This is a genomic window from Burkholderia sp. D-99 (assembly GCF_011605345.1).
In the GTDB taxonomy this organism is placed as follows: domain Bacteria; phylum Pseudomonadota; class Gammaproteobacteria; order Burkholderiales; family Burkholderiaceae; genus Burkholderia.
In genome coordinates this window covers 724,221-746,994 of the sequence record NZ_JAAOXM010000002.1, presented here as the reverse complement: position 1 = coordinate 746,994, position 22,774 = coordinate 724,221, and the positions used below count along the sequence as shown (strand labels likewise).

At 66.8% G+C, this 22,774-nt stretch carries 21 protein-coding genes and 2 pseudogenes; 9 read left to right on the top strand and 14 right to left on the bottom strand.

What is annotated here, in order from left to right:
- The 9 genes from HAV18_RS10540 to HAV18_RS10500 all read right to left on the bottom strand — a co-directional run bounded on the left by HAV18_RS10540 (nt 1) and on the right by HAV18_RS10500 (nt 11,489).
- The gene (locus HAV18_RS10540) at nt 1-1,155 is read right to left on the bottom strand and encodes a polysaccharide pyruvyl transferase family protein (protein ID WP_166955326.1); all 1,155 of its coding nucleotides are present in this window, start codon (nt 1,153-1,155) and stop codon (nt 1-3) included.
- Nucleotides 1,152-2,408, bottom strand: a complete 1,257-nt coding sequence (locus tag HAV18_RS10535) for a glycosyltransferase family 4 protein (RefSeq protein WP_166955324.1) — start codon at nt 2,406-2,408, stop codon at nt 1,152-1,154. Before HAV18_RS10535 ends, HAV18_RS10540 begins: the two co-directional genes overlap by 4 nt.
- On the bottom strand, nt 2,405-4,702 hold the full coding sequence (locus HAV18_RS10530; RefSeq protein ID WP_166955322.1) for a polysaccharide biosynthesis tyrosine autokinase: 2,298 nt from the start codon (nt 4,700-4,702) through the stop codon (nt 2,405-2,407). The genes HAV18_RS10535 and HAV18_RS10530 overlap by 4 nt, the downstream gene beginning before the upstream one ends.
- A gap of 4 nt (nt 4,703-4,706) precedes the next feature.
- Nucleotides 4,707-5,237, bottom strand: coding sequence for a low molecular weight protein-tyrosine-phosphatase (locus HAV18_RS10525; RefSeq protein WP_166955320.1), 531 nt, complete (start codon nt 5,235-5,237; stop codon nt 4,707-4,709).
- On the bottom strand, nt 5,234-6,409 hold the full coding sequence (locus HAV18_RS10520) for a polysaccharide biosynthesis/export family protein (protein WP_407062414.1): 1,176 nt from the start codon (nt 6,407-6,409) through the stop codon (nt 5,234-5,236). Before HAV18_RS10520 ends, HAV18_RS10525 begins: the two co-directional genes overlap by 4 nt.
- 46 nt (nt 6,410-6,455) lie before the next feature.
- On the bottom strand, nt 6,456-7,871 hold the full coding sequence (locus HAV18_RS10515; RefSeq protein WP_166955318.1) for an undecaprenyl-phosphate glucose phosphotransferase: 1,416 nt from the start codon (nt 7,869-7,871) through the stop codon (nt 6,456-6,458).
- An 870-nt stretch (nt 7,872-8,741) separates the two neighbouring features.
- Complete coding sequence (locus HAV18_RS10510; RefSeq protein WP_166955316.1) at nt 8,742-9,074, bottom strand: DUF2322 family protein; 333 nt, start codon at nt 9,072-9,074, stop codon at nt 8,742-8,744.
- A gap of 53 nt (nt 9,075-9,127) precedes the next feature.
- Complete coding sequence (locus tag HAV18_RS10505) at nt 9,128-10,561, bottom strand: MFS transporter (protein ID WP_166955314.1); 1,434 nt, start codon at nt 10,559-10,561, stop codon at nt 9,128-9,130.
- Nucleotides 10,562-10,787: 226 nt separating this feature from the next.
- Complete coding sequence (locus HAV18_RS10500; RefSeq protein WP_166955312.1) at nt 10,788-11,489, bottom strand: flavin reductase family protein; 702 nt, start codon at nt 11,487-11,489, stop codon at nt 10,788-10,790.
- A 290-nt stretch (nt 11,490-11,779) separates the two neighbouring features.
- Here HAV18_RS10500 and HAV18_RS10495 point away from each other — a divergent pair, with 290 nt between their 5' ends.
- Together HAV18_RS10495 and HAV18_RS10490 are read left to right on the top strand one after the other, a co-directional pair.
- Nucleotides 11,780-12,106 (top strand): thioredoxin family protein, encoded by a 327-nt coding sequence (locus HAV18_RS10495; RefSeq protein ID WP_166955310.1) that lies wholly within the window; start codon nt 11,780-11,782, stop codon nt 12,104-12,106.
- Between the two features lie 10 nt (nt 12,107-12,116).
- Nucleotides 12,117-12,536: a secondary thiamine-phosphate synthase enzyme YjbQ gene (locus HAV18_RS10490; RefSeq protein WP_166955308.1), complete on the top strand. Its 420-nt coding sequence runs from the start codon at nt 12,117-12,119 to the stop codon at nt 12,534-12,536.
- Between the two features lie 75 nt (nt 12,537-12,611).
- On the opposite strand, the gene atsR is transcribed toward HAV18_RS10490, so the two are convergent.
- Genes atsR through HAV18_RS10475 form a run of 3 tightly spaced genes read right to left on the bottom strand, consistent with a single transcriptional unit; the run spans nt 12,612 to nt 15,853 of the window.
- Nucleotides 12,612-14,423 carry a hybrid sensor histidine kinase/response regulator AtsR gene (atsR, locus tag HAV18_RS10485; RefSeq protein WP_166955307.1) on the bottom strand — a complete coding sequence of 604 codons (1,812 nt, stop codon included), beginning with the start codon at nt 14,421-14,423 and terminating at the stop codon, nt 12,612-12,614.
- 13 nt (nt 14,424-14,436) lie between these two features.
- Nucleotides 14,437-14,937, bottom strand: a complete 501-nt coding sequence (locus HAV18_RS10480; protein WP_166955305.1) for a molybdopterin-dependent oxidoreductase — start codon at nt 14,935-14,937, stop codon at nt 14,437-14,439.
- Nucleotides 14,938-14,983: 46 nt separating this feature from the next.
- Complete coding sequence (locus HAV18_RS10475; RefSeq protein WP_166955304.1) at nt 14,984-15,853, bottom strand: helix-turn-helix domain-containing protein; 870 nt, start codon at nt 15,851-15,853, stop codon at nt 14,984-14,986.
- 358 nt (nt 15,854-16,211) lie between these two features.
- Between HAV18_RS10475 and HAV18_RS10470 the strand changes: the two genes are divergently transcribed.
- The 3 genes from HAV18_RS10470 to HAV18_RS10460 all read left to right on the top strand — a co-directional run bounded on the left by HAV18_RS10470 (nt 16,212) and on the right by HAV18_RS10460 (nt 18,897).
- A complete protein-coding gene (locus HAV18_RS10470; protein WP_166955302.1) occupies nt 16,212-16,799 on the top strand; it encodes a tetratricopeptide repeat protein in 588 nt (195 codons plus the stop codon).
- A 120-nt stretch (nt 16,800-16,919) separates the two neighbouring features.
- A complete protein-coding gene (locus HAV18_RS10465; protein ID WP_166955300.1) occupies nt 16,920-17,747 on the top strand; it encodes a hypothetical protein in 828 nt (275 codons plus the stop codon).
- Nucleotides 17,748-17,868: 121 nt separating this feature from the next.
- On the top strand, nt 17,869-18,897 hold the full coding sequence (locus HAV18_RS10460; protein WP_166955299.1) for a hypothetical protein: 1,029 nt from the start codon (nt 17,869-17,871) through the stop codon (nt 18,895-18,897).
- Between the two features lie 201 nt (nt 18,898-19,098).
- Here the strand turns inward: HAV18_RS10460 and HAV18_RS10455 are convergent, their stop codons facing one another.
- Nucleotides 19,099-20,115, bottom strand: a complete 1,017-nt coding sequence (locus HAV18_RS10455) for a 1-aminocyclopropane-1-carboxylate deaminase (RefSeq protein ID WP_166955298.1) — start codon at nt 20,113-20,115, stop codon at nt 19,099-19,101.
- Nucleotides 20,116-20,306: 191 nt separating this feature from the next.
- On the opposite strand from HAV18_RS10455, the gene HAV18_RS10450 reads away from it, so the two are divergent.
- Both HAV18_RS10450 and HAV18_RS10445 read left to right on the top strand, forming a co-directional pair.
- A complete protein-coding gene (locus tag HAV18_RS10450) occupies nt 20,307-20,807 on the top strand; it encodes an Lrp/AsnC family transcriptional regulator (RefSeq protein WP_166955297.1) in 501 nt (166 codons plus the stop codon).
- A gap of 29 nt (nt 20,808-20,836) precedes the next feature.
- Nucleotides 20,837-21,162, top strand: a pseudogene (locus HAV18_RS10445) (RES family NAD+ phosphorylase); the annotation flags it as partial.
- Nucleotides 21,163-21,191: 29 nt separating this feature from the next.
- Here the strand turns inward: HAV18_RS10445 and HAV18_RS10440 are convergent.
- Nucleotides 21,192-21,323: pseudogene (locus HAV18_RS10440) on the bottom strand (IS5/IS1182 family transposase); the annotation flags it as partial.
- Nucleotides 21,324-21,398: 75 nt separating this feature from the next.
- On the opposite strand from HAV18_RS10440, the gene HAV18_RS10435 reads away from it, so the two are divergent.
- Both HAV18_RS10435 and HAV18_RS10430 read left to right on the top strand, forming a co-directional pair.
- A complete protein-coding gene (locus tag HAV18_RS10435; protein WP_243771597.1) occupies nt 21,399-22,238 on the top strand; it encodes a hypothetical protein in 840 nt (279 codons plus the stop codon).
- Between the two features lie 31 nt (nt 22,239-22,269).
- A complete protein-coding gene (locus HAV18_RS10430; protein WP_166955296.1) occupies nt 22,270-22,767 on the top strand; it encodes an Lrp/AsnC family transcriptional regulator in 498 nt (165 codons plus the stop codon).
- The last annotated feature ends 7 nt before the right edge of the window (nt 22,768-22,774 follow it).

The window sequence follows — 22,774 nt, the reverse complement described above, 5'->3', positions numbered from 1 at the left end:
TCACGCGTATCGAGCCGCGCGCAACGCGTCGACTACGTGTTCGCGCGCGGTGCGAATCCGGTCGAGCCCCGTCCGGGCCGAATGCCAGAACGCGGTTGCCGAGCCGGTGGCGAGAATCCTGTCGGCGACGGCGTCCGGATCGAACGCCGCGCCGTTGACGACCCAGTCGTCGAGATGCAGGTCCGCATACGCGCCGAAGCCCTTGCGCTCGTAGCTGACGTGGAACGCCGGCACACCTTGCAGCACGGATTCCAGCGCGCCGTGCAGGCGCACCGAGACGACCCAGTCGGGCGCATCGTGCGCGAGCAGCGTCTTGAGCGGCACGAGTGCGTCCTGGATGCCCATGTCGCGGTAGTACGCGGCGTCGTCGTTGCCGCGGCAGGCGCTCTGCACCGCGAACGAGATGCGGCAGCGCGGGCGGACGCGCTCGATCAGCCGTGTGATCGATGCGGCGTAACGCGCGCACTGCGAGCGGCTCCATGCCGGCGGGCGACGCAGCACGAATGCGATGTGCCGCGTGCCGTCGCCGGAGCGGGCGGCCCGCTTCAGGATCGTGTCGCTGTGGCGCTCGAAATCCAGCACGGCGAGATCGGGCGCGCGGCGCGTGTTCGCATTGGCGGCAAGGAACGCGGACGAGCGGTCGTCCCGCACGAATACCGTGTCGAACGACGCAAGCAGGCGGCGCAGGTGCGTGCCCACGGGCCATGTCGGCCGCACGGGGCCGATGCTTTGCGGCAGGTACACGGCCGGTTTGCCCGAGGCCTTCGCCGCGCGCATCTGCAGCAGGTGGCCAGCTTCCAGCTTCAGTGCCTCGAGGCAATTGAGCGCGCGAAGATAGCCGCCGCCGACGCCGACGATCAAATCGACGCGATCGAGCAGGCCTCGCAAGTCGTGCAGCCTCTTGTTCGCGTGGACCGGCAGCACGAAGCGGGCCGCGCCCGTCACCCGCCTCGCGCCGTGGTTGGCAAGCACGGGTGCTGCGGCGACGTCGTCGTAGGCGGGAAACGAAGCCGGATCGGCCGCGACGATCGAGATCCGGATCGCATCCCCGAATGCCTCGCGCAGCAACCGGACGGACAGATCGACCAGCAGGCCGTCTCCGGAATTGCGCGCGCTGTACGCATGCAACAGTGCTACGTGGGTGGTCGGGGTCATTTCGGTTCCTGGTGAGCGAGGCTGCGGTAGAGCGCGAGCGTGCGCTGGACCATCGCGGCGGCGGAATAGTGTTCGAGTGCGTGCGCGCAATTCGCGCGCATGCCGCGCCGCAACGCCGTGTCGTCAGCGAGCGTGACGACGGCGTGCATGAAGTCGGTCGTATCGTCGTCGTTCGGTACCACGAGGCCGATGTCGTGCGAGCGAATCAGTTCGGCGGCACCGGCCACGTTCGATGCGACGATCGGCACGCGCGCGGCCATTGCCTCGAGGCAGACGTACGGAAAGCCTTCGTAGCGGCTCGGCAGCGCAAAGAGGTCGAACGCGGAGAAGTAGCGATTCGCGCCTTCCACCGCGCCGACGACGCGCAGGTTCGGCGGCACGTCGTCGGCATCGGGGCCGGCTGCCGTGTCGAAATCGCCGGGGCCGATCACGACGAATTGCACCGCGCTGCCGCACCGGCGATGGACGCCGCGCGCGATGCGCACGAGCCGATCGACACCCTTCTGGTGTTCGAGGCGGCCGACAAAGCCGACCACCACTGCATCGCGCGGCAGGCCGAGCGCACGCCTCGCGTCGTCGCGCGGCATCAGCCGCGGCGGCGTTACGCCGTTGACGATCGTGTCGATGCGGTGGTCCGGAATACCGAGCGTGTCGTGCAGATGCGCCGCCTCGTCGCGCGAGACCGCGACGATCCGGCTCGAGCGCAGGCAGCCGAGCACGCGCTCGACCGTACCGTAGAAGCGGCGGCGCCAGCCGCGCAGCGACGGGTTCAGCGTATACACCGCGTGTGGTGTATAGACGTGCCGCCAGGGGCCGATGCACAGGCGCGCGATCGCGCCGGCCTTCGAACTGTGGCTGTGCACGATGTCGGGGCCGATGTGCAGCAGATGCCGGTAGAGCCGGGCGACGGTGATCGCGTCGCGCCAGCCGACCGCGCGCCGCATCGGCACCGCGTGAACGGACCGGCAATGTGCGAGTACGCCCGCGTCGAGAATCGATGCGTCGAAACGCGGGCCTTGCGGAATGATCAGATGCAGCTCGATGCCGTCGTGCGCGCTCAGGCCGCGGATCAGATCCGCGAGATGAACGGCGACGCCGCCGCCCGCGGCTTCGACGACCAGCACGATGCGAAGGCGCGGATGCGGGCCGTGCGCCGTGCCCGCGGCGGGGCCGGGCGGGAGGGTGAGGACGGGCGCTCGGGATGCGTCCGTGGCGGGGCGCGCGTTGCGCCCGAGATCGATCGAGTCGCTCATCGCGAACCTCCTTGGCGAAGCCGTGCCGTCAGCGCGCGCAGTGCGCGCCGTGCAGGCGATGCATGGGTGTCGCGACGCGGCGCGTCGCCGTATCGCGTATAGCGGTAGGCGCCGTAGCGGCCGCCGTAACGGCCCGCGCGCGGGATGACGCCGTTGAGCAGCACGCCGGCTGTTGCGATGCCGTTGTGCGTGAGTTGTCGAGCGGCTTCGCCCAGCTCGGCGAGACGCGTTGCGCCGGCGCGGGCGACCAGCAGCACGGCGCCGGCATGCCGGCCGAGCACGACCGCATCCGCGACCGCGAGAATCGGCGCGGAATCGATGACCACCGCGTCGTAGCGCGCCGACCAATCGCCGAGCAGCGCGGCGATCCGCTCGTCGGCGAGCAACGCATCGGGGTTCGGCTGCAATGCGCCGGTCGCGACGAAATCGAGGTTCGGCACCACGTTCGCGTGAATCGCGTCGTGCGGCGCGAGGTCGCCCGACACGATCTCGGCGAAGCCGCGCTCGCGCGCGACGCCGAAATAGTCGTGCAGGTAACCCTTGCGCAGATCGCCGTCGACGAGCAGCACGCGTGCGCCGTTCGCGGCAAGCAGTGCCGCGAAATTCGCGGACACGAACGACTTGCCCGCGCCCGGCGCCGGGCCGCTCAGCAGCAGCACGTTGTTGCGCGCGCCCTGCATCGCGTAGCGCAGCGCGGTGCGCAGGCTGCGCAAGCTTTCGATCGCTGCATCGTGCGGATCGCGCACGCTCAGCAGATGCGGGCCGGGCGCATGGGCGGCCATCCGACGGGCGACATGCCGCTGCTCCGTCGAATCGGGAATCGTCGCGTAGACGTTCATGCCGAGGTGCCGCTCGATTTCGTCGGCGCTGTCGACGCCACCGAACAGGAAATCGCGCGCGAACGCGAGCCCGACGCCAAATACGAAGCCGAACAGTGCGGCCGCGCCGATCACGAGGGTCCGCTTCGGGCGAACGGGCTCGTCGGGCACGGTCGGCGCGTCGACGAGCCGCACGCTGCCGGTCCGGCCCGCCTTCACCAGCTCGAGCTGCTGCGCGTTGCCGAGCAGCGCGGTATACAGATCCGTGTCGACCTTGACGTCGAGCATCAGTCGCAACGCGTTCTGCTGGAGATCGGGCAGGCGCTTCACGTGCTGCTCGACGTCCTGCTGCTGGCGTCGCAGCGTGCCGATCTGCGCGTCGATCGCGATCATGTCGGGATGGCCGGGCGCGAAACGCGTGGCCATCTCGTCGCGCTTCTGCTGCAGTTCCAGCAGGCGCGTCTTCGCGTCGGCCGTCTGCTGCAGCACCAGCTTCGCTTCCTCGGTCAGGTCGACTGCGCCGTGTGCGTTGCGCATGTCCGTATAGCGCTGCTCGGCTTGCTGAAGCTGCTTCTTGAGGATCGGCAGTTGCGTGTTGAGAAATGCCAGTGACTGCGCGGCATCGGCGGACCGGCGCTCGATGTGCTGTCGGACGTAGTGGCTCGCGATGGCCTGAAGCGTCGCCTGAACGCGCCGCGGATCGGGGCCGCGCAGCGTCGCGACGATCACGCCCGACTGCTTGACCTTCTCCTGCACGTCGAGCGCGCGGCGCAGCGTATCGATGGTCTCCGCGCGCGACTGGCGCACGACCGTGAAACGCGTGCCGGGTTGCGCGTCAACGCGCGCGAGCTCGACGACGAGCGGGCCGTTCGCCGTCCGGAACGTTTCCGTCCGGCCGTGCTGCCCGATGACGGGCGTGGACAGGCCGGGCCCCGAGAGCCGGTAGCGTCCGTCGTCGAGCACCGTCAGTTCGAAACGGTCGCCCTCGAGCGGTTTCGGCACGTCGAAGCGGGTGAGATCGGCGCGCTCGTTGCCCCACGCATAACCGCCGATGCCCAGCACGCCGGGGCGCGCGACATCCGGGTTGAAACGCGAGATGAAATCGCCGACGACCGGAAAGCGCTTCGGCTGCACATCGATATAGCTGCGCAGGTCGTCGACGGCACGCGTGACGACGAGCCGCGACGCGAGGATCTGCGCTTCGGCCGCAGCGGTGGACTTGACGTCGAACAGCGACGACACGTCGCCGAGCAGGCTCTTCGCGGCCGATGCGTCGCCGCTGTCCTCGATCTGCAGCAGGATATCGGCCTGGTATTGCGGATGGCTGAGGAATGCGTACAGCGTGCCGGCGCCGACGCATGCAGCGGTGACGCACGCGATCAGCCAGCGATGGGAGACGAACGTGTCGATCACGCCGGCCAGCGTGATCTCGTCGGCATGCTCGGGCATGCGCGGAGGGGGAGAGGTTGGCATCATCGGTTCAGTTCGGAAATCGGGAGAAAGCGGCAGGCGGCGGGGAGGCGGCGCCCGCCGAGGTGATGGGCTGCGTGGCCGACGCGAGGCGCGCGCACCAGTGGTCGACGCCGTGCTCGATGAGCCGCAGGCTCTGCTCGAACACCGGGCGCGTGCCGCAATACGGGTCGGGCACGTCGAAGCCCGGACGTGCGTGGCCCGGTGCCGGGCAGAATTCGCCGAGCGTGAACACGCGGCCCAGCAGCGACGGATGGCGGCGCTCGAGCGCGCGCTTCTGTTCGCGCTCCATCGTCAGGATCAGGTCGGCTTGCGCGCTGAGCGTCGGCGTCAGCAGGCGCGCGCGATGCGTGGTGATGTCGAGGCCGCGCTCGCGCATCAGCGCGACGGCGAACGGCTCGGCGGGATGTCCGACGAGCGCGCCGAGGCCGGCCGATTGCACGTCGACGCCCGGCATGCGCACGCGGAACAGCGCCTGCGCCATCGGGCTGCGGCAGATATTGCCGACGCACACGACGAGCAAGGTGGCGAGCGCGCTCATTTGATGGCGAGCGCCGCCGCCATGGCGCCGGAGTTGACACCGGGCAGCAGCAGGCTCAGCACGCGGCTGAAGCGCACGAGGCTGTTGCCGTCGACGTAGACGATGTCCTTCGGTTGCAGCTCGAACTCGTTCGCGAGGACCATCGACACGGGCGAGCGCGCGTCGAGGTGGAACACCTGCGGGCTGTCGGTCTGCGAGCCGCGAATCACGAACAGTTGGGCGGCGTCGGCTGTGTTCGGATTCACGCTGCCGGCCTGCGACAACGCGTCGGACAACGTGAGCCCGCCGTCGCGCAGCGGCAGCGCGAGCGACGGCTTGTTGACCTCGCCCATCACGTAGACGCCGTAGTCGCTGCGGCTCGGCACGTGCAGCAGATCGCCGGCGGCGAGCACGATGTCGGCCGGATTGCGGCCCTGGCGCAGCAACTGCGTCAGGTCGAGCGGATGCGACACGCCATCGCGCACGAGTGTCATCCGGCTCTGGTCGGCGGCGGGATTCAGGCCGCCTGCGCGACCGAGCGCTTCGTAGAGCGTCATCGGCACGTCGTTGACGGGCTGGTTGCCCGGCGCGCGCACTTCGCCGTCGATGTAGACCTGCTTCGAACGGAACGACGCGACGCGCAGCGTGACTTGCGGATTGCGGTAGGCGCGCGCGAGCGCATCGGCGACGCGCGTTCGCGCGGCGTCGGCGGTGAGGCCCGCGACGCGAACCCGGCCGGCGAACGGGAACGCCAGGTCACCGTGCTGATCGACGACGAAACCGGTGACGGGATCGGCGGCGTGCGGCGTGTTTGGCGCTGCCGCGCCTTGCGCGGCCGCCAGTTCGGGGTGATCCCATACGGTGATCTGCAGCACGTCGCCCGGGCCGATCCGGTACGCGCCGGGTGATGTCGTCAGCAGATCGACTTGCGCGGCCAGTTGCCGTGTCGCCTCAGCCTTCAGTTGGCGAATCAGGTCGGGGCGGATTTTCCGGATCTCGTAATGCGGCGTTTCACCGTCGGGCCGGGCATCCGTCGCGGATGGCGGGGGTGGCTCGACCATCCGCATGCCGGGGGCGAGCGCGCAGGCGGACAGCGCGACGCTGAGCGTCGCGATCGACAGTATCGGCAACAGGCGGGCGCCGCGCACGCGCGCGGCTCCGGTCCGCGCGCGTGCGGCGGATTCCATAGGCATGGCTTTCTCCAGGAATGGGCGCCGCGCGGCGGCACCCTATGCGTGATCAGTACGCGTTGTGATGTGTCCAGCCGCACGCGATCGTCGCGACGACAATCCGCATATCGAGTGCGAACGACCAGTTGCGCAGGTAATGAAGATCGGCTTCGACGCGGCGCTGCATCTTCTCGACGCGATCCGTTTCGCCGCGCAGGCCGTTGATCTGCGCCCAGCCGGTAATGCCGGGCTTGACGCGGTAGCGATGGATGTAGCCGTCGACGATCGTCTGGTACAGGTCGTCGTGTTCGAGCGCATGCGGACGCGGGCCGACGACGGACATCTCGCCGCGCAGCACGTTGATGAACTGCGGCATCTCGTCGAGGCTCGTGCGGCGCAGGAATGCACCGATGCGGGTCACGCGCGGATCGTTGGGCGTCGCTTGCCGCACGCCGGCGTCCGCGTCTGCATGAATCCGCATCGTGCGGAACTTGTAGATCGAGAACGCCTTGCCGTCCGCGCCCTTGCGCTGCTGACGGAACAGCGCGGGGCCGGGCGAAGACAGCCGGACGGCTGCCGCGATCGCCAGCAGCAGCGGTGCCGTACCGACCAGTATCACTGCCGCGAACAGGCGATCGAAGATCGCCTTCTGAACCAGCGCGCGCGGCGACAGCGGAGACGCGACGAGGTTGATCGCCGGCGCGCCGACCAGGTCGATCATCTCGCCGTCGAACATCGCGAGCTGGCTGACATCGGGCACGAGTCGGACGTTCACGAGGTCGTGCCGGAAGGCATCGAGCACGCGAATGACGGCACCGGTTTCGGTGATCGGCAACGCGATCCAGACTTCCGGGATCGCCTGCGCCTGCACGTGCGCGGCGAATGCATCCAGCGTGTGAAAAACATCGATGCCGTTCGCGCCGCCTTGCGCGGAACAATCCGGATCGAGCACGGCTGCCGGGCGATAGCTCGCCGACGGCGAGTGCGCGATCCGTTCGAGCACGGCGGCGCAATGCGCGCCGCCGCCGACGATCGCGACTTGCCTGATGCGTTCGCCCTGGTGGACGATCCGTTCGAGCGTCGCGCATGCGATGAGCCGAAATGCGACGAGTGCGATGCCGCTTGCCGCCGCCCAGAACAGGAACCCGTTCAGCGGCACGGGCAACGCGCCGTGCATCGCGAACATGACGACCGCCGAGCCGGCGAGTGCGATCAGCCACGCCGTAAAGGTCAGGATGGCGACGCGATATTTCGCGCGATGATGCGGTGTGCGCGCCATGCCGAACGCCGGGAACAGGACCATCGCGAACGCCGAGGTGCTGGCGACGATCGCCACGCAGCTGGACGGATCGACACCGTCGCCGGGGAAAAAACGGGCTGCCGCAGCAGCGCCGACCGCAATCAGCGTGATGTCGACGATGCGTGCGAGCAGCCCATCGACTGCCTGCGGCGCTGCGGGGCGCCGCTCTTCGAGTGCCGTATGCATATATCCTTCACTACCGTTTTTTGTCTGATGGGCGTGCGTCATCCTTCGCACGACACAACGCGTCGCGGCAGGGGAGTGCCGAGCGGTGTCAGTGCTTCCGTTTCACGGGAAGGGGAGATGCGGGGAGGGAGCGCCGCCTGCCTTATCGGTTGGTCGCGTGCAGCGCATTGAGGCATTCGTGAACGAGGCCTGATCAATGCGACGCGTCTGAATCAACTCGACCGGAATCAATTTTCGTCAACCGGGGAAGGGATTTAAATGGGACGTGTATTAAATGACCTCGTACGCAACTGGTACACGTACGAATGCGATGAGACCGGGTTTTCGAGATGCGTGTGCCGCGAACGAACAGGCCTCGATTGATCCAGTCGTCGGAGCAGGGCGCGGAGAAGCGCGCCGGCATGGGCAAAGGGCGGGACGGTAGCCGGCGATGCCGGGGCGGCATGCGGTTTCGGGTAGGGCGATTTGCGATGCGTCGCAAAAATTCGGTGCCGGCGCGCAATAGACGAAGTGATTCGCTGGCGGCGGCGTGGGCGACCGGTGCTAGGTCGCGCAGAAATCAGGATAACAAAGCGAAAAAATGATGACTTGCGCGCGACGCCGTCATTGATCGCATGAATGCGGTCGCCTGCGTGACGGCATGGGCAGGGGCATGCGTTTCATCAGGTCGGGCCGACATGCAGGCTGGCGACCGCGCGTGTTCGGCGAAAGCGATGCGTCGTTGCTGACGCTTGCCTGCGGCCGATCAGGCATGACTGAATTGCTGCGGTTTTGCGGGCGGGACGACGATGCGGCATGCATTGGCGCCCATCGAAGAGAAGCATGAGCGTGCCATGCACTCATGGTCGGCATCGTTGTCCCGCCTGTCGTTCAGCCCTTCGCGGCGACGTCGATGCGCAGCGCTTCGCCGCCGGCGACGATCGCCAGCAGGCGATCGACGTTCGGGTGCGCGCCGGGGCGGTTGCGTGCGTCGGCTGTGTGCTCCGCGAACACGGCAAGGCCATGCTCGGCAGCGTTTGCGTCGAGCACACCGAAGGCCTGCTTCAGGTAGTTGTACACCGCGAGCGAACCTTGCTTGCCGGGCTGATTCTCGATGCTGGCGACCACGTCGCCGTTCGCGCCGACGAGATCGATGCGCGCGATGCCGTCGATGGCCGGCAGTTGCGCGAGGTTGTCCTTGAATACTGGGGTCGGTTGAATCACTGAAAACACTCCGTCGGTTCGGTCTTGGGCCAATGAGGGCGGCCGGCCGTATCTTATCCGATCGGTTTCGGCGCACCGGCGCTCGCGGCCGCGCCGGCCGTGCGCCACGCGAGTGCCGCGCACGCGAACTGCACGGCGCTGCCGCTCAGCATCGCAATCCGCAGCCCGGCCGCGCCGCCGCCGCACGCGTCGTACAGTGCGCCCAACATGGCGACGCCGAACACCGCGCCGATCATCCGCATCACGTTCATCAGCGACGCCGCCGTGCCTGCACGCGTCGCGTCGACGGCGCCGACGGCCGTGGCCGCGAGCGATCCGACGGCGAGCCCGAGCCCGGTGCCGGTGAAGGCGAGGCCCGTTTCCGCCCAGTCAAGCATCGGCGCATGGGCATCCGTCGATCCGGCCGCGCCGACGCCGATCGCGGCGAGCCCGACGCCCATCAGCGCGACGCCGCCCGCGCCGGCCGTGCGCCCGCCGACGCGCGCGGCGACTGCACCGGAGCCGAACGACATGAGTGCGAACAGCACGGACATCGGCAGCAGCGCAAGGCCCGCACCGGTAGCGTCGAGCACGTGGTGGCTTTGCCATGCGAGCGGCAGCACGAACAGCATCCCGTAGCCGCCGAACGTCATCGCACCGTTGGCGATCAGCATCCCGCGGAACGGACGGTTCGCGAACAGGTCGAGCGGCACGAGCGCGGCTGCGCCGAGGCGCTGTTCGATGCGGACGAACAGCGCGACGGCGATCGCGCCCGTCGCGACCAGCAGCGCCGCGCGCTGTGTGTCGACGCGTGCGTCGATCGTCGCGAACACGACGCAGCCGATCGCGATCGCGCCGAGTACCTGCGCGGCCGGATCGAAGCGGCGTCCGTGCGGATCGGCCGATTCAGGTACGACGGCGCGGGCCAGCCCGATCGCCGCGATGCCAAACGGGATCACGACCCAGAAGATGCTGCGCCATCCGAACGCACGGATCAGCACGCCGCCGAGCGTCGGGCCGACGATCATCGCGATGCCGCCGCACGCGGCCCAGATGCCGAGCGCACGCGAGCGTTCGGACGGATCGCGCCAGATCACGCGGACGATCGCGAGCGATGCGGGAATCAGCAGCGCGGCGCCGGCGCCGGCGAGTGCGCGGCCCGCGATCAGCACACCGAGCGTCGGCGCGAGTGCGCACACGACCGACGCGCCGCTCAGTACGGCTGCGCCGAGGATGAACGCGCGCCGCCTGCCGTACAGGTCGCCGATGAGGCCGCCCGTGAGCAGCAGCACCGCATAGGCGAGGTTGTACGCGTCGATCACCCATTGCAGCGCGCCGACGCGCGCACCGAATGCCGTGCCGATCGGCTCGGTCGCGAGATTGACGATCGCGGTGTCGATCTGCGCGATCAGCACCGCGATGCACAGGGCCGGCAACACGAGGCGGTGCCGGGCCGGCGCGGCTTTGATTGCCGCGTCGGCGGATGCGTGACGGATCGGCAGGTTCATCGGTGTTCTCCTGATCGCCCGTCGCCCGACAGGGCGGCAACGATATCGTTACGACGGCAACGCGCGTGCGCTGCCGCAACGCGGCCGCCGCGGGGTGCGCGGGCGCGTGGATGCGCTGATGCGGGCGGCCGGGCGGGGCCTGCGCCCCACGCATCGTCGCGCTCGACCTTCTCGTCGATCAGTTCGCGCGCATCCGGGGTCGCATCGGGCCAGCCATCGCGTTGCATTACCGCCCGGCGCCGGCTGGCAAACCCGCGTCGCGTGCTCGCTCGATGTCGGGGCTGCGATACGCGCGCTCGGGAATCTCGGCGAGCCGCGACGTGTGCACCTGCTGCGGTGCGAGGCCGTAGAACTTCTGGAAGCTCATGATCAGCGGCGACCATTTGTCTGGGTCGATGCGATCCGGATGCCCGTCCATCAGCAGGTCGGGATGGACATGCACGCGCTGGATGCGTAACTCGAATACGCGGATGTGGCCGCGCAGGTCGGGCGCTTCTTCGCCGATGCCGTGCGTGGCCGCGACGACCGCTTCCATGTGCACCTGGCATTCGAGCGCGCGTGGCGGCGATACGGTTTGCGATGCCGTTTCGGTGAGTCCGGCCGTGCCGAACTTGTCGGGTTCGAATACATAGCCTTTCGCCCGCTTCCCGTCGGGCACCGGATACGTGCCGGTCGTGCGGGCGATCCGGTCGACCGCGGGCGCCTGCGCCGGCGACGGCAGGTTCAGTACGCATTCGCCGGTACGCAGCAGGTTGCGGGTGGTCTGCGAGCTGGCGGCGATGCCGATCACGCCGCGCCAGCCGAGCCAGAATGCGGACGAGATCGGCGCGAGATTGGCCGTGCCATCCTCGTTCAGCGTGCTGACCAGCACGACGGGCGTGCCGAAATAAAGGATGTTCGGTTCGGTGACGCAATGCGGAGCATTCATGGTCGGGGCCTTCGCTTCGTTGAGGGGATCAGTCCGCATGCTGATCCTCTCGCGGCGGCCCGGCGCTCCGATTCTTGTTGTTTCATCCGGATGGCGGCAGCGAGATCGAGGAACGGGAATGGCGCGTCATGCGCAGGCGGTGCCCGGAAGACGGCAGGCAATCGAAACCGCCGGCTTGCGCGTCCGCGTGCGCCGGCATCGCGCTTGCTTTTCCGCTACAGTAGGACATCACCGACCGCGCCTGCCGACCCGGCGTGGTCACGTTCCGGTATTCCACACGAGGGCCCTCGATGCACACCCCGCAACGCTATTCCGAAGAAGCGCCCACGCGCGCGGAAGTCGACGCGCTGACCGGCGCGACCGTCATCGAATTCGGCGCGAACTGGTGCGGCATCTGCGCGGGCGCGCAGCCCGCGATCGTCGCGTCGTTCTCTGCCCATCCCGCCGTGCGACACCTGAAGATCGAGGACGGCCCGGGCCGCCCGCTCGGCCGCTCGTTTCGCGTGAAGCTGTGGCCGACGCTGGTGTTCCTGCGCGATGGCGTCGAAGTCGCGCGCGTCGTGCGCCCCGCCGACGCGAAGCAGATCGAAGCCGACGGTTTCGCCGCGCTGGCCTGACGCCACGGTCATGCAACAAGCCATCACCCACATCGCCGTCGACACGCGCGGCAGCGGCCTCGTCGAATTCACGTCGCAGGCGCGCGCGTTCGTCGACCAGCAGGCGATCCGCACGGGCCTGCTCACCGTGTTCTGCCGCCATACGTCGGCGTCGCTGCTGATCCAGGAGAACGCCGATGCGTCGGTGCGGCGCGATCTCGAACGCTACTTCGCGACGCTTGCGCCCGAGGATGCCACGCGTTACGAACACGACACCGAAGGCGCCGACGACATGCCCGCGCATCTGCGCACGGCGCTCACGCAGGTGCAACTGTCGATCCCGGTCGAGAACGGGCGCATGGTGCTGGGCACGTGGCAGGGGATCTACCTGTTCGAGCATCGCCGCGCGGCGCACCGGCGCGATATCGTGCTGCACCTGATCGGCGAATGAACGGGAAGGTGAGCGTGCGCGCGTGATGCCGCGCCGGCACGCGATGCCGTGCGCGGTCGCACGCGGTGCACCGGCTCAGGCGAGCAGTTTCTCGACGAGTGCGCCGAGTTCGCGCAGGTGGACAGGTTTGGGCAGGAATTCGTCGAACACCTGCTTGTTCTCGCGCAGCGCGGCCGATTCGTACGCGCTGACGCCGAGAATTGCCGGATGCCGGCCGTCGTCGTCGGGTACCGCCACCGCGCGAATACGCCGCGCGACCTCGAAGCCGCTCAGGTCCGGCAGTTCGAGATCGAGCACCACGATGTCGTAGCGGCCCGTGCCGAAGCGCGTGATGCCTTCCTGCCCGGTGCCGCACAGATCGGCGTCGATGCCGAGCGCCGACAGCATCGCACCGAGCGTTTCGCGTGCGTTGTCGTTGTCGTCGACCACCAGCGCGCGCCGGTCGCGGTGCGCGGCGGCCTGTGGCAGCGCGGGCACATCGCCGGCTGCTTCGTGGGTATCGGGCACCTCGACCGGCAGCGTCACGACGAATTCGCTGCCTTCGCCGACCACACTCCGAACATCCACATGCCCGCGCAGCGTCGTCACGATTTCGCGCACGACGGCGAGCCCCATGCCGATCCCGTCGACATGCAGGCCGATCGCATCGTTCGCGCGGTAGAACGGCTCGAAGATCTTCGACAGATGCTGTTTCGCGATACCGGCGCCCGTGTCGCGCACCGAGATGGTCAACTGCTGGCCGGCCGGTACATCGGCGCGCGTGATCGATACGTCGATCGACCCGCCGAGTGTGTACTTCACGGAATTCTCGATCAGGTTCGACAGCACCTGCCGCAGCAGCTTGCGGTCGGAACGGACGGCAAGACCGTGCGGCTCGACCTGCTGCGTGATCACGATCCGCTTGGCCGCGATCTTCTCGCGCAACGGCTCGATCACTTCGGCAAGCAGCGACGCCATGCCGACGGTTTCGAGTTCGGCGAGGCGCTTCGTCGAGCGCAGCTTGATGTAGTCGGTCAGGTCCTTGACGAGCGCTTCGAGCGACAGCGCGGAGTTCTGCAGCCGGCGGATCGTCTTGAGGTTCGCGTCGGACTGCGGGCGCGCGAGCAGGATCTCGATCGACCCGCAGATCGCCTGCAGCGGCGTGCGCAGCTCGTGGCTGACCATGCCGAGGAAGGCGTTTTTCGCCTCGATCATCTCGAACGCACGGTCGGACGCCTTGCGTTCCGCATCGAGCGCCGCGTCCTGCCGTTCGAGCAGGTCGTCGCGGGTGCGCATCGTATAGAACAGCAGCAGGAACAGCGCGCAGAGGATCACGCCGAGCACGATGCCGAGGATCAGGATCGCGCGCTGCTTTTCCTTCAGTTGATGGAACGTGAAGTCGCGCTGCGCCATCTCGATCGCGCGGAAGTAGTTCGCGAGGCTGTTGACCTTGGGCCAGTACGCGTCGACGTCGTCGATCACGCGCTGCGCGTTCTTCGGCGTATCGCGCAGCAGCGGCACGTCATGCTTCAGGCGCGCCATGAACTCGCCGAGCGCCTCGATCTCGTTGCGCGCGCGCGGGATGCGCAGCCAGTATTCGGACACTTCGGACGGCCGCTGGAGGAACCCGAACGACACCGACAGGCTGTCGAGCTGCATCTGCACGTGGTCGAAGTCGTCGTCCTCGTGCGTGGCGTAGAGAATCAGCTGGCGGTCGAAGCGCGTATAGACGTTCCGATATTGCGCGGCCGTCCAGAACACGCCTTCACGCGGCCCTTCGAGCACGCCCTCGTTGACAGACGTCGCAAGCAGGTCCCACAGCAGGAACGCCCACGCGGCGAACCCCATGATCCACAGCGACCCGAGGACCAGGATGATTTTCCGGTTTTTCCATCGCCGACGCTTCATCTCGCGAGCCGACTCACTTCACCGTCAGGCCGATGATCTGCCAGGCGAACTTGGCTTCGCCGAGCGGCGTCTTCAGTTCGTCGGGATACTCGTCGCGCGGATACATGATCCACAGCGGGCCGTAGTTGTCGTTGCCGAGCACCTTGCCGTTCATCGTCCGCGCGAGGATCACGCCGTACCGGTCGGCGTCGGAGACGGGAATCGTGAACGTGTATTCGTCGATGCAGCGGAATTCGATCTGCGTGCCGTGCGCGCCGACCGTCTTCAGGATGTCGGACAGGCGCGGGCCGGTGAAGGTCGCCTTCGGCGTCCAGCTCGTCGACGTGACGATCGTGTGCTGCGGCAGCGCCATCAGCGCCTGTTCGGAAAATACGTAGGCGTTCTTGCCTTGCTGGTTGCTCTTGTCGATCTTGCCGTCGACGGTGAACGTGAACGAAGCGGCCCATGACGCCGCGGCCATGCCGAGCAGGCAGGCTGTCAGCAGGCTTCTGGCCCAGATGGTCGAAATTCGCATGGCTTTCCCTCGGTCGTGTAATTATGGGTTGTCTGTTGTTCTGGTCTCAGTTCGCGGCGGCGGCCGGCAGCGCGATCTTCAGTTCGCGCGCGACTTCGGCGAACAGGATCGGCAGGCGTACCGGCTTTTCTTCGCAGCGCGCGTTGTAGTGCGACACGATATGCGCGATCTCGTCCTCGCTCGCTTCCCCGGTCGAGATCTTGCCGGTCAGCAGGAAGATCGGGGCGCCGCTGTTCTCGCTCGAGCGGATGCCGCGCACGAGATCGGCGGCGGTCTGGTCGCCGAGCATCCAGTCGAGGATGTAGCCGTCGAAATCCTCGACTTCCAGTGCCTTGCGGAACGTGGCGCCGTCGAAGTACGGGATCGCGTTCACGCCTTTTTCGATGAAATACTCGCAGACCGTTTCGGCGACGTCCCGCGAATCGTCGACCACCGCGATCCGTGCCGCATACACGTTCGGCTGGGCCGAGCGCAGCTCGATCACGTCGACCGGATAGGTGCGGCCCTCGCGCGCGTGCTGGCGCTCGGTGATGAGCCATTCGCCTTGCCACTGCAGCGCGACGAAGTCCGTCTCGATCTGGCTGCTGGCCTTGGTCGAGATCGCGGCGCGGCAGCGGAAACGCCGCGACTCGATCACGAGCGTCGCGTCGATCATCTCGGCGGCGGCCGGCTGCGTGCCCTTGTCGTCGAGCAGGATCGCGGGCGGCACGCCGAAGTGCGTCGCGATGTCCTGCAACTGCGACAGGTTCCACGGAATCAGGCCTTTCATCTTGCGCGTGACGACCGAGAAGCTGAGGCCGAGCACATTCGCGATCGTCGTGTTGTGACTTCGCGGCGGAATGCCGTTTCGGTTCAGTAGGTCGCGCACCTTGTTGGCGGTGATGAGATCGACGTTGGCCTGCTCGCTGTTGGACATCTCGATGGGGTCTCCAGGGGTTTTTGGCGAGGAAGAGCATATCAAAAGTGACGCGTCATGCAAGCTTTGAAAAGACGAATGACCTTGACATGCCATTTTTCTCCATTATTATTGCTCACCACGTCACCTTTGTTTGTCGCGTCATGTTTGGAGATCGCAGCCGGCGGGAGCCGGTACAACGAAAAGCGACAACAATGAATCGGTGACTGAACGATTCGAAGAGAGAACCTGAGAGAGCCTTGGATTGCGTGTCGGCGTGGCGGATTGTATCCGTTGCGCCGCGCGCCACCGGGTGCGAGCTCACGGGGGTGAAAGGCTCGAAGAATTGCGGCGCCAATAAAACTTGAGGAAAGTACCAATGTACCGCCGTCTACTCGCACCGGGGCTGCTGTTGCTATTGGCCGCGTGCGCGCAGGATCCGTCCGCCACCAGCAACACGGTGCGGATCTGCGACGACACAGGTTGTTCCGACCGTCCTAAAGATCAGGTGTCCTATCAAAAAAGGGACGATTCGGAAGACCAGGAAAGCCCGCGTATCGCTGCGCTGAAGCAAACCGCGAAGACCCAGCCGAAGGCCGCGTATGACCTCGGCCTGCGCTATTTCCGCGGCGACGGCGTGCGCCAGGACAGCTACCAGGCACTCAAGTGGATGCGCGACGCAGCGGAGCGCGGCGACCTGCAGGCGCAGAAGGCGCTCGGCAGTTTCTACCTGTTCGGCCTCGAGGAAATGGGCTCCGACGCGCGCGAAGCGGAGAAGTGGCTGTCGATCGCGGCAGGCCGCGGCGACAAGGAATCGAAGAAGCTGCTCGACCTTGCACGCAAGGCCAAGAAAGAAGACGAAGAAGACTGGAAATGGCGCACGCAATGGCGTGACGTCTATTACGGCTACTGGTACTCGGGCTATCCGTACTACGGCGTCTGGCAGCAGACGTACTGGTACTACTGACCGGGCCTGAAGCAACGGGGGCAGCAGCGGGGAGACCACCATCGCGCGCCAGCCGGGGGGCTTATCGAAGTTCGCACGAACACATAAGCCGAACAACGACTCTAATCGATCGACAACGACATGAAGACCAACCTTTCCCAACGTCTCACTCAAGGTGCGCTGGTCGCAGCGCTTTGCGCGTCCGTGACGGGCTGCGGCGGCGTAGTGACGCCCGGCGGTCAGAACGCGGGCGTGACCGGTGCCGCCGCGGGCGGCACGAGCGCCGGCGCCGATTCGGGGCTGCAGCGCTGTGCGTCGCCGCTCGGCACGATCGCCGTCGACGACGGCCGTAACGCCGACTGGTGGGGCCCGTTCGGCAGCGCGACCAAGATGACGACCATCGACCCGCTGCTGCGCCTGGCCGTCCAGCAGTCGAACTGCTTCGTGATCACGTCGATCGGCAACCAGAAGAGCGACGCGCGCCTGTCGCGCATCACGCAGCTGCAGCGCAACTCGGGCGAATACCGCGCGGGTTCGAAGCAGCAGAAGGGCCAGCGCGTCGCGGCCGACTACTACATGGAACCGCAGATCGTCATCAACGATTCGCCGATCGGTGGCATCGGCAGCATGATCGGCGGGCTGATCGGCAACAGCGCGGTGGCGGCCGTGGCCGGCCATCTGCAGACGAAGGCATCGGTCGTCACGCTGACGCTGTTCGACGTGCGCTCGGCCGTGCAGATCGCGGCGTCGGAAGGCAGCTCGACGGCGACCAACTACGGCGCGGCGCTGGGCGGCTTCGGCGGCGGCGTGGGCGGCGCGCTCGCGGGTTTCTCGTCGACGCCGGAAGGCAAGGCGACCGTCGTCGCGTTCATCGACGCGTACAACAAGATGGTCGTCGCGCTGCGCAGCTACAAGGCGCAGGACGTCAAGGGCGGCCTCGGCCGCGGTGGCCAGCTCCAGGTCAACTGACGTTCAACGGCCGGCGGCGGGCCGCCGGCCGTGTCCTGATTCGTGATTCGTGATTGTCCGTGCGCGCGGGGGGAACCGCGCGTGCCGGCTTCGTTCGTCCTTTTCGTTTGAGGTGATCCCGATGAAAGCCGTTGCATTGATCGCATTGACCTGCCTGGCGCTGACCGCTTGCGGCGGCGACGACAATTCCCCGTCCGCATCGGCTGGCGGCGGATCGGGCACGAGCAACAACGGCGGCACCGGTGGAACCGGCGGCACGGGTTCCGGCGGGACCGGAAGCGGCGGCAGCGGAGGTAGCGGCAGCGGCGGGTCGGGAAGCGGCACGCTGACGTGGCGCTACGAGGCGCAGCCCGTCGCGGCCGACAAGGCGAGCTTCCTGACGCTGGTCAACAGCGAAGGCGCGAAGGGCTACCGCTATCTTGGCGACTTCTACTACAACGCCGGCAACGGCGGGACGCAATCGGTCTTCGTGAACGACGGCACCGCGCAGACCTATACCTACCAGCTGCAGGCGGCGCCGGCCGACATGACGTCCTTCGTCAACGCGGCCAACGCGCAAGGCTCGAGCGGCTACCGCTACGAAGGGCCGCTCACGTACGGCGATCTCTATCGCAAGGATGGCGGCTCGTCGGCGACCTACACGTATACGACGACGGGGCTGCCCGCCGACACGAACGCGTTCCTCACGCAGGCGAACGGCCAGGGCCAGTCGGGCTACTGGTTCCTGGGGCCGATCGTGGTGGCGTCGGTGCAGGCGAACATCTACATGAAGAACAACGCGTCGAACGCGACCTATACGTACGATGCGCTGGCGCCGACATCGACCGTCAGCGACTTCATCGCACAGGCCAATAGCGAAGGGGCGAAGGGTTATCGCGCGAAGGGCGCGATGGCGTTCGGCGCGACGATCTCGTGGGTCTACGTGAAGGACCAGACGCAGTCGCCGACCTTCACGTACCAGTCGGCCGCGATCCAGTCGACCGGCGCCAGCTTCGTCCAGCAATCGAACACGTATGGCGCGCAGGGTTCCGCGTACCTGAGCGATATCGCGCTGGGCATGGCGTCACCGGTGATGGCGTCGTTCTACTTCAAGCCGACGAACTGCACGGGCTTCCTGTGCACGACGCTGAATCCGCTCACGCAGAACTGAGCGGACGATTGCGGCGCGGCGGCATGATGCGGACCGTGCTCCGCCGCATGGCGGGCGCCGCCTGAATCGAGTGCCTCAGATGCGCCACGTTATCCCTGGGCGCATCTTTTGCCGCCGGCTTGCCGGCGGTGTTTCGTTTGAGGGGCCGTCGCGCATCGGCACACGTGTCATTTCGCGTGCCGACGCCCGACGGACCTCTCGTCATCCGTTCCGGAAAATCTCCGCATACGCGCTCAGCGCCGGCACGCCGCCGAGATGCGCGTACAGCACCTTCGAGCCCGGCTCGAATTCTCCGCGCCGCACCTTGTCGATCATCCCGTGCATCGACTTGCCTTCGTAGACCGGATCGGTCAGCACGCCTTCTAGTCGCGCGCACAGCCGGATCGCTTCGAGCGTGCCTTCGTTCGGCAAACCGTATTCGGGGCCCGCGTAGCGCGTGTCGAGCACGACGTCCTGCTCGTCGATGCGACGCCCGAGTTCGACGATCTCGGCCGTATGCCGTGCGATGCGCGTGATCTGAGCATGCGTTTTCTCCGGCGTTGCAGACGCATCGATCCCGATCACGCGATCCGCGCGGCCGTCGGCCGCGAAGCCGACGACCATTCCCGCCTGCGTGCTGCCCGTCACCGAGCACACGACGATGTAGTCGAACTTGAAGCCGAGTTCGGCTTCCTGCTGCCGCACTTCTTCGGCGAAGCCGACGAAGCCGAGCCCGCCGAACGGATGCTCGGAGCAACCGGCCGGAATCGGATACGGCTTGCCGCCGGCCTGCCGCACGCTTTCCATCGCTTCTTCCCAGCTGCGGCGGATGCCGATGTCGAAACCGTCGGCGACGAGCCGCACGTCGGCGCCCATCATCCGCGACAGCTGGATGTTGCCGACGCGGTCGTACACGGGATCGTCGTAGTTGACCCAGTGCTCCTGCACGAGCACGCATTTCATGCCGAGATGCGCGGCGACGGCCGCGACCTGGCGCGTCTGGTTCGACTGGACGCCGCCGATCGACACGAGTGTGTCGGCGCCCTGCGCGAGCGCATCGGGGATCAGGTATTCGAGCTTGCGGGTCTTGTTGCCGCCGAACGCGAGGCCGCTGTTGCAGTCCTCGCGTTTCGCGTAGAGCTCGACCTTGCCGCCGAGGTGTTCGCTCAGGCGCTTGAGCGGCTGGATCGGGGTCGGGCCGAACGTCAGCGGGTAGCGGGGGAAACGTTGCAGGTTCATCGACAAGCTCCGAAAGGCGGTGGGCAGGAAACCGGATCGGTCGGGTGCTGTTCGCACACCGTGTCCCGATGGAAAAATGATAGACAGGAGTGCGCGAAATGAGCTTGCGAAATAAATCGTGAAGACCTACGTTATCGACGTGATGGTGATCATCGAGATAATTTTGATTCGTAGAATCGACAGGAGACGCAATGAAATTAGATCGCGGCAGTACATCGCCGGCCGATGTCGCGCCGGCGCTCGACCGCATCGACCGCGCGATCCTGCGGCAGTTGCAGCAGGACGCGTCGATCTCGAACGTGAGCCTCGCCGCGAAGGTCAAGCTGAGCGCGCCGGCGTGCCTGCGGCGCGTCGAGCGGTTGAAGGAGATGGGGCTGATTCGCGGGATCGTCGCGCTGCTCGACCCGAAGCCGCTCGGGGCCGGCATGCTCGTCGTGATCGGCTTCGTGCTCGACCGCTCGACGCCGGAAGCGTTCGCCGCATTCGAGAAGGCCGCGCAGAAGGTGTCGGGATGCGTCGAGTGCCACGTGGTGACCGGCGAATTCGACTACTTCATGCTGGTGCGCACGCGCGACAACGAGAGTTTCAATCGCTTGCACGCGGAGCAACTGCTCTACCTGCCGGGCGTGCGGCAGGTGCGCTCGTTCATGGTGCTCAAGGAGATTCTGTCGACGCACGTGCTGCCGGTGTAGCGCGGAGCGTCGGCCATGCGTCGACGTCGATGCTCGAGGCACTCGTCCGTATGTCCGGCTGGCTTCCCGCCGGCGGATTTTTTGAGTGACGCTGGAAGTGCCCGACATCGTCCATGACAACGCGTACCAGCCGGACCAGCCGGACGATTGGGCGGCACGGTCGCGGGATCCTGAGTCGACCGCCCGGATCGGGCAGGCCTGGCTTGAAGCGGGCGCGCAGTTGGCGATGCGCGTACCGTCGGTCGTCTGCCCGACCGACTTCGACTTGTTGCTGAACCTGCAGCATGCGGATTTTGCGTCGAGCGTGAAAGTGATCGGCAAGGAAGCGTTCGCGCTGGATCCGCGCCTTTTCGGCCGGGTCGTGTTGACACTATCGAAGACCTTTGACATCAGGGCGACGTCGATAAACGCGGTGAACATCACATCGAGCTTGTCGAAGCGCGAAAAGATGCGACGAAAACCCTTCAGGCGTCGGAATAGCCGTTCGACTTCGTTTCGACGCTTGTACATCTCACGATAGCGTGAACATGCGCTGGCGCATCGTCGGGCGGGTTTTCCATAATTTCGACAAAATTCATCCTCAGAGAGGGCATGTTCTCCGTTTTTCGTCGCCGATCGCGCCTACTGAGATTTTTCTCGCCGCGGCCGAGCGATATGATTTCTCGAATCCAACACCCGTCAGCAGAACCATCGGGGCGCGCCGGCACGACTCCGGCGCGGCACCGCGAGCATCGAGAGAGTTTCATGCCGGACACGCCATTCGTCATCGTTGAACGCGCCCGTAGGCGAACCGCGCAGGTCCGGTTCGGCGATACGCCCGCCGTCTTGCAGGACGGCCCCAAGTGGGTTTGCCAGATCGTGCCGGACGGCGCAGTGCGGACCGGTGTCGAGCCGATTCCGTCGGCGCGCGTGGTCGAGTTGCTCGGCCGCCTGAAGCCCGCGAACGTCGCGCTGAACGGTGCCGCCGCGCATGCCGACGGCTGGCTGGCCCGTTCGGCGCCGGATGCAGTCGGTCAATGCCGGGCCTATGCCCACCTGGGCGCGGACCGGACCCTGGAGATGGTCGGGATGCCAGGCGTCGGCCCCTGGCTAGCCGAGGGCGACACGTGGTGGCCCGGCACATACGAGTTGCCCCTGCTCGAGCATTTGTCCGCGACCGTGCCGCCGCTGTACGGCCTGCCCGGCGCGACCGAAATCGCGTCCGCGCATCTGCTGATGAGCCTGACCGCGATCGACGGCACAGCGCTCGTGACGGAATCGGACGACGGCATCGAGCGCCCGTTCCGGATTCCCGCGGGCGTCGACACGATTCATTTCGCGCCGGTCCGCATCGACGGGCCGGCACCGCTTTGGCGCGAAGCGCTCGTCGCGGCGTTCGACCGGGTCCGGCATCTGGTCGGGCTCAAGTCGACCCGCCCGTTCTATCTTTGAATTTCACGCCGTTCACCCGGCAAGCCTCGCCATGACCGACGCACTCGACGCCTTCGACCGCAAGATCCTGACCATCGTCCAGCGCGACTGCACCGCGACTGCGGACACCATCGCCGAGCGCATCGGCCTGTCCACGTCCGCCGTGCAGAAGCGGCTGAAGCGGATGCGCACCGAAAAGATCATCTCGGCGGAAATCGCGGTTGTCGATCGCGCGGCGGTCGGGCGCCCGATGACCTTCATCGCCGCGATCGAGATCGAACGCGAAAACTACGAGACGATCGCGAAGTTTCGCGATTGGTCGAAGTCGCACGACGAGATCCAGCAGATTTACTACGTGACGGGCTCCGTCGACCTGATTGCGATCATCACCGCGTCCGACGTCGAAGCGTACGACCGATTGTCCGCGCGGATCATGCAGGGCAATCCGATGATTCGCCGCATCAACACAAACGTCGTGCTGAATCCGCTCAAGATCGGGCTGTTCGTGCCGGTCGAGAAGGACGGAGACGACGAGCCACCCGCCGGCTGACGCGAAC

Bases quoted from the DNA above. Each gene is read 5' to 3' on its own strand.
- HAV18_RS10540 (WP_166955326.1), bottom strand. From the start codon at position 1,155: ATGACCCCGACCACCCACGTAGCACTGTTGCATGCGTACAGCGCGCGC.
- HAV18_RS10535 (WP_166955324.1), bottom strand. From the start codon at position 2,408: ATGAGCGACTCGATCGATCTCGGGCGCAACGCGCGCCCCGCCACGGAC.
- HAV18_RS10530 (WP_166955322.1), bottom strand. From the start codon at position 4,702: ATGATGCCAACCTCTCCCCCTCCGCGCATGCCCGAGCATGCCGACGAG.
- HAV18_RS10525 (WP_166955320.1), bottom strand. From the start codon at position 5,237: ATGAGCGCGCTCGCCACCTTGCTCGTCGTGTGCGTCGGCAATATCTGC.
- HAV18_RS10520 (WP_407062414.1), bottom strand. From the start codon at position 6,409: ATGCCTATGGAATCCGCCGCACGCGCGCGGACCGGAGCCGCGCGCGTG.
- HAV18_RS10515 (WP_166955318.1), bottom strand. From the start codon at position 7,871: ATGCATACGGCACTCGAAGAGCGGCGCCCCGCAGCGCCGCAGGCAGTC.
- HAV18_RS10505 (WP_166955314.1), bottom strand. From the start codon at position 10,561: ATGAACCTGCCGATCCGTCACGCATCCGCCGACGCGGCAATCAAAGCC.
- HAV18_RS10500 (WP_166955312.1), bottom strand. From the start codon at position 11,489: ATGAATGCTCCGCATTGCGTCACCGAACCGAACATCCTTTATTTCGGC.
- HAV18_RS10495 (WP_166955310.1), top strand. From the start codon at position 11,780: ATGCACACCCCGCAACGCTATTCCGAAGAAGCGCCCACGCGCGCGGAA.
- HAV18_RS10490 (WP_166955308.1), top strand. From the start codon at position 12,117: ATGCAACAAGCCATCACCCACATCGCCGTCGACACGCGCGGCAGCGGC.
- atsR (WP_166955307.1), bottom strand. From the start codon at position 14,423: ATGAAGCGTCGGCGATGGAAAAACCGGAAAATCATCCTGGTCCTCGGG.
- HAV18_RS10480 (WP_166955305.1), bottom strand. From the start codon at position 14,937: ATGCGAATTTCGACCATCTGGGCCAGAAGCCTGCTGACAGCCTGCCTG.
- HAV18_RS10475 (WP_166955304.1), bottom strand. From the start codon at position 15,853: ATGTCCAACAGCGAGCAGGCCAACGTCGATCTCATCACCGCCAACAAG.
- HAV18_RS10470 (WP_166955302.1), top strand. From the start codon at position 16,212: ATGTACCGCCGTCTACTCGCACCGGGGCTGCTGTTGCTATTGGCCGCG.
- HAV18_RS10465 (WP_166955300.1), top strand. From the start codon at position 16,920: ATGAAGACCAACCTTTCCCAACGTCTCACTCAAGGTGCGCTGGTCGCA.
- HAV18_RS10460 (WP_166955299.1), top strand. From the start codon at position 17,869: ATGAAAGCCGTTGCATTGATCGCATTGACCTGCCTGGCGCTGACCGCT.
- HAV18_RS10455 (WP_166955298.1), bottom strand. From the start codon at position 20,115: ATGAACCTGCAACGTTTCCCCCGCTACCCGCTGACGTTCGGCCCGACC.
- HAV18_RS10450 (WP_166955297.1), top strand. From the start codon at position 20,307: ATGAAATTAGATCGCGGCAGTACATCGCCGGCCGATGTCGCGCCGGCG.
- HAV18_RS10435 (WP_243771597.1), top strand. From the start codon at position 21,399: ATGTTCTCCGTTTTTCGTCGCCGATCGCGCCTACTGAGATTTTTCTCG.
- HAV18_RS10430 (WP_166955296.1), top strand. From the start codon at position 22,270: ATGACCGACGCACTCGACGCCTTCGACCGCAAGATCCTGACCATCGTC.